Genomic DNA, 9,510 nt, shown 5'->3' with positions numbered 1-9,510 from the left:
TGCCGGGCTCGGCACGGGCTGCGGCGCCGGGCTCGGCGCGGGCAGCGGTGCCGGCTGCTCCGGCAGGCCTTCGCGCGGCGGCGCCTCGGCGGGCCTTGGCGCGGCGGGCACTTCCGGCGGCGGCACGGGGCCGGCGGGCGCCACTGGTGGCGGCACCTCGGTGGGCACATGCGGCAGGTCGCCGGGCGGCAGCATGCCGCTGGGCGGCGGGGAGCGCAGTTCCGGCGGCGCCACCGGCGTCAGCGGCGGAGGCGGGGGCGCGGCGGGGGGCTCGTCCGGGCTGCGGGTGTTGGGCGGGGCAGGGGCGGTGGCCGCCGGATGCGCCGCTTCCGCCGGCGCAGGCTCGCGCGCCTCGCCCGGCCCGGTGGCCGGCGGCGCCGTTTCCTCGGCGGGCTTTTCCTTTTCGCGGCCGGTCAGCTTGGCCCAGATGTCGCGCAGCGCCATGCGTCAGGCCGCCTCGGCCAGCAGGCCGTCCGGCCCCGCGTCGCGCACGCGCGCGCGGATGATCCGGCCATGGGCCCCGGGCAGCGCCGCCCCGGCCAGGCGGAGCGGGGCGAAATGCTCGGTATGGCCACGGTCGGGGGCTTCCAGCAGCACGTTTTCCTCCTGGCCCCGCAGGGCGTGTTCAAGGCGGGCGTTGTAGAAGCCCGCGGTGGCCTCGGTGCCGGCGGCGCGCAGGCGGGCGGCGCGCTCGCGGCGCAGCGGCACCGGAAGCTGCGGCATCCGCGCCGCCGGGGTGCCGGGGCGCTCGGAATAGGGGAAGACGTGCAGGAAGGTCAGCCCCGCCTCCGCCACCAGATCGAGCATCTGGCGGAAGTGGTCTTCCGTCTCGGTGGGAAAGCCGGCGATCAGGTCGGCGCCGAAGGCGATGCCCGGCCGCAGGGCGCGGGCGCGGGCGGCGCAGGTCACGGCGTCGGCGCGGCTGTGGCGGCGCTTCATCCGCCTGAGGATCAGGTCGGCGCCGTGCTGCAGCGAGAGGTGGAGGTGCGGCATCAGCCGTGGCTCGCCCTCGATCAGCCGCCAGAGGTCGGCATCGATCTCCACCGGGTCGAGCGAGGAAAGCCGCAGGCGCGGCAGGTCCGGCACCAGGGCGAACAGGCGGCGGACCATCTGGCCGAGCGTCGGCTGGCCCGGCAGGTCGGGGCCGTAGCTGGTGATGTCCACGCCGGTCAGCACCACCTCGCGGTAGCCGCTCTCCACCAGGGCGCGCACCTGCTCCACGATGGCGCCGACCGGCACCGAGCGGGAGGGGCCGCGCCCATAGGGGATGACGCAGAAGGTGCAGCGGTGGTCGCAGCCCTGCTGCACCTGCACGAAGGCCCGGGCGCGGCCGGCGAAGTCGGTGACCAGATGCGCCGCCGTCTCGGTGGCCACCATGATGTCCGTGACGAGCTTGCCCCGGGGCGCGGGCGGCGCCTCCAGCGCCCAGGCCTCGGGCTTCAGCTTTTCCGCGTTGCCGATGACGCGCGCGACGCCGGGCAGGCTGGCCCATTTCTCCGGCGCGATCTGCGCCGCGCAGCCGGTGACCAGGATGCGCGCGCCGGGGTTCTCCCGCACCGTGCGGCGGATCGCCTGCCGTGCCTGCCGCTCCGCCTCGGCGGTGACGGCGCAGGTATTGACCAGGATGGTGTCGCGGTGCCCGGCCTGGATGGCAAGGTCGCGCATCGCCGCGCTCTCATAGGTGTTGAGGCGGCAGCCGAAGGTCAGCACCCGCACGGGTCCATCCCCTGGACCCTCGGTTTCCGCCTCCGGCCGCGGGGCGGCGTCCTGCGTGACGCTCATGCCGGGTAGGCCTCGGGGTCGAGGCTGCCAAGAAAGGCGGTGGCCACCGGGCCGGCCATCAGCACGGCGCCCTCGGGCCGCCATTCCAGCTCCAGCGTGCCGCCGGGCAGGTCGATCCGCGCGCGCCGCCCGGTCAGGCCGCGCCGGTGGGCGTTGACCAGCGTGGCGCAGGCGCCGGAGCCGCAGGCCAGCGTCGGGCCCGCGCCGCGCTCCCAGATCGCCAAGCGGATATGGTCCGGCGCCAGCACCTGGGCGAAGCCGATATTGGCGCGGTCGGGGAAGAGCGGATGGCGCTCCAGCTGCGGCCCCAGTTCCAGCCAGGGCAGGGCGTCCAGATCCTCCACGAAGAAGGTGGCGTGCGGGTTGCCCATGGAGCAGGCGGCGGCATCGCGCACCGGGCCAAGCGCGACCGGCAGATGGGCGGTGTCCATCGCCTCGGCCAGCGGCACCTCCCGCCAGCCGAGGCGTGGGTGGCCCATGTCCACCTGGACGATGCCGTCCGGCAGGCGCTCGGCCGGCAGGTCGCCGCTGACCGTGCGCACCACCACCTGGCCCCGCCCGGTCTCGGCCATCAGCAGGGAGGCGACGCAGCGCGTGGCATTGCCGCAGGCGCCGGCCTCGGAGCCGTCCGGGTTGTGGATGCGCATGAAGACATCCGCCCCGGCGCCAGGCCGCTCCAGCGTGATGAACTGGTCGCAGCCGACGCCGCGGTGGCGGTCGGCGATGGCGGCGATGCGGGCGGGCGGCAGCGGCAGGGCGGCGGCGCGTGCATCCACCACGACGAAGTCGTTGCCCAGGCCATGCATCTTCCGGAAGGGAATCATGCCCCGCCATATGCCCCGCCCGGGCTGGATAATGAAGGGGGAGGAGCCATGCGGAGGTGAAACGGTGCCGCCGTTCCCCTTGCTCCAGGCCGGCGCTGAGGGTATAGGGCGCCTCCTTTCCGCGCGTCCGGGCCTGTAGGGCATGCCCGGCCGTGGTTTCGTGCCCGCCCCATGGTCTCTCCTGTGGCGGGCACTCCAGTGTTCAGGAGACCCAAATGCCCAAGATGAAGACCAAGTCGAGCGTGAAGAAGCGCTTCACCCTCACCGCCTCCGGCATGGTGAAGGCGGGCGTCGGCAACAAGCGCCACATGCTGACCGCCAAGACCAACAAGATGAAGCGGCAGAACCGTGGGACCTTCGTGCTGGACAAGCAGGATGGTGACACGGTGAAGCAGTGGATGCCCTACGGTTCGGCCCGGTAAGGAAGGATCTGAACCATGGCTCGTGTTAAGCGCGGCGTCACCGCCCACGCCCGTCACAAGAAGGTCCTCAAGCTCGCCAAGGGCTATGTCGGCCGGTCTTCCACGAATTACCGCCCCGCGCTGGAGCGGGTCGAGAAGGCGCTCCAGTACGCCTACCGCGACCGCCGGGTTAAGAAGCGCGAGTTCCGCGGCCTCTGGATCCAGCGCATTAACGCGGCCGTGCGCGAGCACGGGCTGACCTACTCGAAGTTCATCGCCGGCATCAAGGCGGCGGGCATCGAGCTGGACCGCAAGGTGCTGGCCGCCATCGCCTTCGAGGACGCCGCCTCCTTTGGCGCCCTGGTCGAGAAGGCCAAGGCGGCGCTGCCGGCGGATCAGGCCCAGGCCTGATCGCCGTCCCCCTCCGGGGGGCCGAAGACACAAGCCGCCGCCGCCCGGGGGAAGACCCTTGGGCGTCCGGCGGCTTTTTTCGTATCCGGGCTTCGACAAGACGGGACCGAGACGATGACGGATGACCTCGCCAGCCTGCAGGCCGAGACCGAGGCCGCACTGGCCGCCGCCGGCGACCTGCGCGCCCTGGATGCGGTGCGGGTGGGCACGCTGGGCAAGAGCGGCACGCTGACCGCGCTGCTGAAGGGGCTGGGCCAGGTGCCCGCCGAGCAGCGCAAGGAGCGCGGCGCCGCGCTGAACCGGCTGAAGGGCGCGCTGGAAGCCGCCATCGAGTCCCGCCGCGTGGAACTCGACGCCGCCGCCCTGGAGGCGCGCCTGCTCGCCGAGCGGATGGATGTGACCCTGCCGCCGCGCCCCTTCCCGCCGGCCGGGCCGGAGGCCGGGGCGATCCATCCGATCGGCCGCACCGTCGAGGAACTGACCGCCATCTTCGGCGCCATGGGCTTCGGCGTGGCCGAGGGGCCGGATATCGAGGGCGACTGGTTCAACTTCGGCGCGCTCAACATCCCCGACCACCACCCGGCCCGGCAGGACCACGACACCTTCTACCTGCCCGCCGGCCCGGATGGCCGCCGTCCCGTGCTGCGCACCCACACCTCGCCGGTGCAGATCCGCACCATGCTTTCCCAGGAGCCGCCGCTCCGCGTCATCGTCCCCGGCCGCACCTACCGCGCCGACCATGACGCGACGCACTCGCCGATGTTCCACCAGGTCGAGGGGCTGGTGATCGACCGCGGCATCACCCTTGCTCATCTGAAGGGCTGCCTGATCGATTTCCTGCGGGCCTTCTTCGGCATCTCCGACCTGCCGGTGCGCTTCCGCGCCTCCTACTTCCCCTTCACCGAGCCCTCGATGGAGGTGGATATCGGCTGGAACCGGAAGACCGGCGAGCTGGGCAAGGCCAAAGGGGGCGACAATGACTGGCTGGAGATCCTGGGCTCCGGCATGGTCCACCCCAAGGTGCTGGCCAATTGCGGCATCGACCCGCGCGAGTGGCAGGGCTTCGCCTTCGGCATGGGCATCGAGCGCATCACCATGCTGAAGCACGGCATCCCCGACCTGCGCCCCTTCTATGAGAGCGACGTGCGCTGGCTGCGGCACTACGGCGCCCCCGTGCTCTCCCCCGCCAACCTGGTCGAAGGCGTCTGACCGGCCATGAAGTTCTCCCTCAGCTGGCTGAAGCAGCATCTGGAGACGGATGCCTCGCTGGAGCAGATCACCGCCGCCCTCAACACCATCGGCCTGGAGGTCGAGGGCGTGGAGGATCGCGGCGCGGCGCTGGCGCCCTTCCGCATCGCCCATGTCGTCGAGGCGGTGCAGCACCCGAACGCCGACCGCCTGCGCGCCTGCACGGTGGATGTCGGCGACGGCACCCTCCGCTCCGTGGTCTGCGGCGCGCCGAATGCGCGCACCGGCATGAAGGCCGTGCTCGGCCTGCCCGGCGCCTATGTCCCGGGCACCGGGATCACGCTGAAGGTGGGCGAGATCCGCGGCGTGAAGAGCGAGGGCATGATGTGCTCCTCGCGCGAGCTGGGCCTCGGCGACGACCATGAGGGCATTATCGACCTGCCCGAGGATGCGCCGGTCGGCCAGCCCTATGCCACCTGGGCCGGGCTGGACGATCCGGTGGTGGAAATCGCCATCACGCCCAACCGGGGCGATGCGCTGGCCATCCGTGGCATCGCGCGCGACCTCGCCGCCGCCGGCCTCGGCACCCTGAAGCCCTTTGCGCCGGAGAAGGTGGAGGGCGTCTATCCCGCGCCGCTGCGCTGGGCCGTCGAGGACCGGGAGGCCTGCCCCTGGGTGCTCGGCCGCGCCGTGCGGGGCGTGAAGAATGGGCCTTCGCCGAAATGGCTGCAGGACCGGCTGGTCTCCATCGGCCTGCGGCCGATCAACGCGCTGGTCGATATCACCAACTTCTTCACCTACGACCTCGGCCGCCCGCTGCACGTCTTCGACGCGCGGAAGGTGAAGGGCAACACGCTGTTCCTGCGCCGCGCCCGCGCGGGCGAGAGCTACCTGGCGCTGAACGGCAAGGAGATCGCCGTCACGCCGGAGGACCTCGTCATCGCCGACAGCGAGGCGGTGGAATCGCTGGCCGGCATCATGGGCGGCGAGCATTCCGGCTCGGACGAGAACACCTCCGAGGTGTTCATCGAATGCGCGCTGTTCGACCCCGTCCGCATCGCGCTCTCCGGCCGCCGGCATGACCTGCGTTCCGACGCCCGCGCCCGGTTCGAGCGCGGCATCGACCCCGCGCTGCTGCCCGCCGCGCTGGATGCCGCGACCGCCATGGTGATCGCGCTCTGCGGCGGCGAGCCCTCCACCGTGACCGAGGGCGGCGCCGAGCCGGCCTGGCAGCGGCAGGCCGGCCTGCGCTTCGAGCGCATCGCCGGCCTCGGCGGCGCCGAGATCGCGCCGGACGCGGCGGTCGGCATCCTGGAGCGCCTCGGCTTCGGCGTGGTGGCGCGGGATGCGGAGGCGGTGACGGTCTCCGTCCCCTCCTGGCGCAACGACATCGCGGGCGCGGGCGCGCTGGCCCAGGCGCCGGAGCTGCCGGCCGGGAAGGCCCGGGCCGCCGCCGAGGGCTGCGCCGCCGTCGAGCCGGAATGCGACCTGCTGGAGGAGGTGCTGCGCATCCACGGGCTGGACCGCATCCCGCCCGTCTCGCTGCCGGTCGCCTCGCCGGTGCCGCTGCCGGCGCTGACGGCGAAGCAGGGCCGCGCCGTGCTGGCCCGCCGGGTGCTGGCGGCGCGCGGCATGCTGGACTGCGTCTCCTTCGGCTTCCTCGATGGCAAGGTGGCCGCGCGGTTCGGCGAAACCCCGGCGGCGCTGCGGCTGGACAACCCCATTTCCGCCGACCTCGACCAGATGCGCCCGACGCCGGTGGCGAGCCTGCTGCTGGCCGCCGCCCGCAACGCCGCGCGTGGCTGGCCGGACGTGGCGCTGGCCGAGCTGGGCGCGGCCTATCGCGACATCACCCCCGAGGGGCAGCTTGCGGTGGCCGCCGGCATCCGCATCGGCAACACCCCGCGCCACTGGGCGGCGCCCGCCCGTGCGGTGGACGCGATGGACGCCAAGGGCGACACATTGGCCGTGCTGGCGGCGCTGGGCGTGCCGATGGCGGCGCTTTCCGTCACCATCGACGCGCCCGATGCTTGTCCCATGGGCTTCTACCACCCCGGCCGTTCCGGCGTGGTGCGGCAGGGGCCGAAAACGGTGCTCGCCACCTTCGGCGAGATCCACCCCAGGCTGCGCGAGGAACTGGGCCTGCCCGGCGCGGCGGTGGGCTTCGAGGTCTTCCTCGACGCCATCCCCGAGCCGAAGCGGCGCAAGAAAGGCGCGCCCGACCTGCCCGCCTTCCAGCCGCTGAAGCGCGACTTCGCCTTCCTGGTGGATGCCTCCGTGCCGGCGGAGAACCTTCTCCGTGCCGCCCGCGGCGCCGAGCGCAGCCTGATCACCGAGGTGGCGCTGTTCGACCGCTACGCCGGCGACAAGCTGCCGGAGGGCAAGGTGTCGCTGGCCATCGAGGTGACGCTGCAGCCGCGCGAGCGCAGCCTGACCGATGCCGAGATCGAGGCGGTCGGGGAAAAGGTCGTCGCCGCCGTGGCCAAGGCGACGGGCGCGACGCTGCGCGGGTGAGAGAGGCCGGGGGAGAAGGAATTCTCCCCCGGACCCCCACTTCTTTTTTCGGTCAGTTTGGCCGCGCTGCCTGCATGCGGCTCACGCCGGAGCTGTGACAGCTCCGGCGAATTGCGCCCCAAAAACTGACAGGAAAAGGTGAGGGCGGTCTGGAGGGAGAATTCCTTCTCCCTCCCGCCCTTGTTTTCAGAACTGCGGCATCGGCGGCAGCGGCGGCATCGGCGCCTTGAACCACTTCTCATGGATGCGGTTCAGCTCGCCATTCGCCACGATCTTGGCGATGAAGTCGTTGGACCAGTCGCGCAGCGCCGTGTCCTGCTTGCGGAAGGCCATGCCGTTGGCCTGGGCGCGCAGGGTGAATTTCGGCTCGATCTGCAGGTCCGGGTAGTTTTCCTTCAGCTGGGCCAGCACGGTGTTGCTGGCGCCGATGGCCTGCACCTGGCCGGAGATGATGGACTGCGTCGTCGTCGCATCGTCGTCGAAGCGCATGATGCGCGTCTCCTTCGGCGCCACGGCGGAAACGGCGGAGTCCTGCGTGCTGGCCCGCGCCACGCCGACGCGCACGCCCTTCAGGTCCTCCGGCCCGCTGATCTTGGCCGACTTCGGCGCCAGGATGTAGGTGGTCAGCGCGCTGTAGGGGTTGGAGAACAGCACCTGCTTGGAGCGCTCCTCGGTGATGCCGAAGGTCGCCACCAGCATGTCCACCTTGTTGGTCAGCAGGAAGGGGATGCGGTTCGGCCCCGTCACCGGCACCAGCTCCAGCTTGACGCCCATTTCCTTGGCCAGCAGCGCCGCCACGTCGTCGTCATAGCCGGCGGGGTTCTGGTTGGCGTCGGTCCCACCGAAGGGCGGGTAGTCGGTCAGCACGCCGATCATGATGGTGCCGCGCTTCTTGATCTCCTCCGGCGTGGCGGCGGCGGCGGGGCGGATGGTGGCCGGCAGCAGCGCGGCGCCGAGCGCCAGCGCGCCGAACCCGCGGCGCGAAAGGCGGTGGTGGGTCATTCTTGTGTCCTCCTGGGCTTGTGTCGCTCAGCGCCGGGCCACGGCCAGGCGCTGTTCCATGCGCTTGCTGTAGGCCGAGAGCGGCCAGCAGATGACGAAATAGGCCAGCCCCACCAGGCCGAAGATGGTGAAGGGCTGGAACACCGCGTTGTTGATCACCTGCGCCGCGCGGGTGATCTCGACGAAGCCGATAATGGAGGCGAGCGAGGTCGCCTTGATGAGCTGCACCAGGAAGCCGACCGTGGGCGGGATGGCGACGCGCAGCGCCTGCGGCAGCACGATCAGGCGCATCTGCCGCCAGTATTTCAGCCCGAGCGCGGCGGAGGCCTCCCACTGCCCCTTCGGCACCGTCTCGATGGCGCCGCGCCAGATCTCGCCAAGGAAGGCGCTGGCGTGCAGCGACAGGCCAAGCATCGCCGCGCCCCAGGGATCGACAGAGATGCCGAAGATACCGGGCACGAAGAAGGCCAGGAAGAGCTGCATCAGCAGCGGCGTGCCCTGGAACAGCTTGATGTAGCCGAAGGCGGCCCATCGCAGCGCCTCGACGCGCCCGCTGCGCGCCAGCGCGACCAGCAGGCCGCCCACCGCGCCGCCGGCGAAGGCGGCCAGCGAGAGCAGCAGCGTCCAGCGCAGCGCCGCCAGGATGAACAGGATGTCGCCGGAGCCGAGGCTGCGCATGTCCGGGCCCTCCTCAGCGGCTGGCCGGCTGCCGCAGGAAGGCGCGCTCGATCCCGGCAAAGACCGCCCAGAACAGCACCGACAGCGCCAGGTAGAGGCCGGTGACGACGAAATACACCTCGAAGGAGCGGAAGGTGCGGGACTGGATGTCGTTGGCGGCGGCGGTCAGCTCGTTCGCGGCGATGGTGGAGCAGACCGAGGAGTTCAGCATCAGCAGGATGAACTGGCTGGTCAGCGAGGGATAGATCGCCTGCAGCGCCGGCTTCAGCACGATCAGGCGGAAGATCTGCAGCGGCCTCAGGCCGAGCGCGCGCCCGGCCTCGATCTGGCCGTGCTGGATGCTCTCGATGCCGGCGCGGATGATCTCGATGCCATAGGCGCTGACATTGACCACCAGCGCCAGCAGCGAAGCCTGGTCCGCCTCCAGCCGCAGCCCGATCACCGGCAGGCCGAAGAAGATGACGAAGAGCTGGATCAGGAAGGGAGTGTTGCGGATCAGCTCGATATAGGCGTCGATCGCCCAGCGCAGCGGGCGCGGGCCGTTGGTCTTGGCCAGGGCGCCGAGGATGGCCACCACCAGCCCGATCCCCATGGCGGCGGCGGAAAGCCAGACGGTGCGCAGCAGGCCGGCCATCAGGTCGTCCCAGGCGTCGAACACGGCGCTGAACTCGAAGACGTAGTTCATGGCAGGCGCATGCGCAGGGTTCCCA

The 9,510-nt window shown here is 71.5% G+C and carries 9 protein-coding genes and 1 pseudogene; 4 read left to right on the top strand and 6 right to left on the bottom strand.

The annotated features are described in order from the left end of the window. The 3 genes and pseudogenes from E0493_RS23720 to dapF all read right to left on the bottom strand — a co-directional run. Nucleotides 1-444: pseudogene (locus E0493_RS23720) on the bottom strand (hypothetical protein); the annotation flags it as partial. Between the two features lie 3 nt (nt 445-447). Continuing rightward, nucleotides 448-1,782 (bottom strand): tRNA (N(6)-L-threonylcarbamoyladenosine(37)-C(2))-methylthiotransferase MtaB, encoded by a 1,335-nt coding sequence (mtaB, locus tag E0493_RS10780; RefSeq protein WP_202397049.1) that lies wholly within the window; start codon nt 1,780-1,782, stop codon nt 448-450. Beyond that, nucleotides 1,779-2,606: a diaminopimelate epimerase gene (gene dapF / locus E0493_RS10775; protein WP_160936942.1), complete on the bottom strand. Its 828-nt coding sequence runs from the start codon at nt 2,604-2,606 to the stop codon at nt 1,779-1,781. The genes mtaB and dapF overlap by 4 nt, the downstream gene beginning before the upstream one ends. Nucleotides 2,607-2,821: 215 nt before the next feature. Between dapF and rpmI the strand changes: the two genes are divergently transcribed. The 4 genes from rpmI (at nt 2,822) to pheT (ending at nt 7,120) form a co-directional block, all read left to right on the top strand. Beyond that, entirely contained in the window at nt 2,822-3,028 is a 207-nt protein-coding gene (gene rpmI, locus E0493_RS10770; RefSeq protein WP_160936941.1) for a 50S ribosomal protein L35, read from the top strand. 15 nt (nt 3,029-3,043) lie between these two features. Beyond that, the gene (gene rplT, locus E0493_RS10765) at nt 3,044-3,418 is read left to right on the top strand and encodes a 50S ribosomal protein L20 (RefSeq protein ID WP_160936940.1); all 375 of its coding nucleotides are present in this window, start codon (nt 3,044-3,046) and stop codon (nt 3,416-3,418) included. Nucleotides 3,419-3,532: 114 nt separating this feature from the next. Then, nucleotides 3,533-4,627: a phenylalanine--tRNA ligase subunit alpha gene (pheS, locus tag E0493_RS10760; protein ID WP_160936939.1), complete on the top strand. Its 1,095-nt coding sequence runs from the start codon at nt 3,533-3,535 to the stop codon at nt 4,625-4,627. Nucleotides 4,628-4,633: 6 nt separating this feature from the next. Then, nucleotides 4,634-7,120, top strand: coding sequence for a phenylalanine--tRNA ligase subunit beta (gene pheT / locus E0493_RS10755; protein WP_160936938.1), 2,487 nt, complete (start codon nt 4,634-4,636; stop codon nt 7,118-7,120). Between the two features lie 186 nt (nt 7,121-7,306). On the opposite strand, the gene E0493_RS10750 is transcribed toward pheT, so the two are convergent. The 3 genes from E0493_RS10750 to E0493_RS10740 are packed head-to-tail and all read right to left on the bottom strand — an operon-like array spanning nt 7,307 to nt 9,485. Further along, entirely contained in the window at nt 7,307-8,122 is an 816-nt protein-coding gene (locus E0493_RS10750) for a transporter substrate-binding domain-containing protein (RefSeq protein WP_160936937.1), read from the bottom strand. 27 nt (nt 8,123-8,149) lie between these two features. Continuing rightward, nucleotides 8,150-8,800 carry an amino acid ABC transporter permease gene (locus E0493_RS10745; RefSeq protein WP_160936936.1) on the bottom strand — a complete coding sequence of 217 codons (651 nt, stop codon included), beginning with the start codon at nt 8,798-8,800 and terminating at the stop codon, nt 8,150-8,152. Nucleotides 8,801-8,813: 13 nt separating this feature from the next. Next, complete coding sequence (locus E0493_RS10740) at nt 8,814-9,485, bottom strand: amino acid ABC transporter permease (RefSeq protein ID WP_160936935.1); 672 nt, start codon at nt 9,483-9,485, stop codon at nt 8,814-8,816. Nucleotides 9,486-9,510 lie beyond the last annotated feature (25 nt).

The organism is Teichococcus coralli (assembly GCF_009829925.1).
GTDB lineage: Bacteria > Pseudomonadota > Alphaproteobacteria > Acetobacterales > Acetobacteraceae > Pseudoroseomonas > Pseudoroseomonas coralli.
This window is presented reverse-complemented; position numbering and strand designations above follow the sequence as displayed.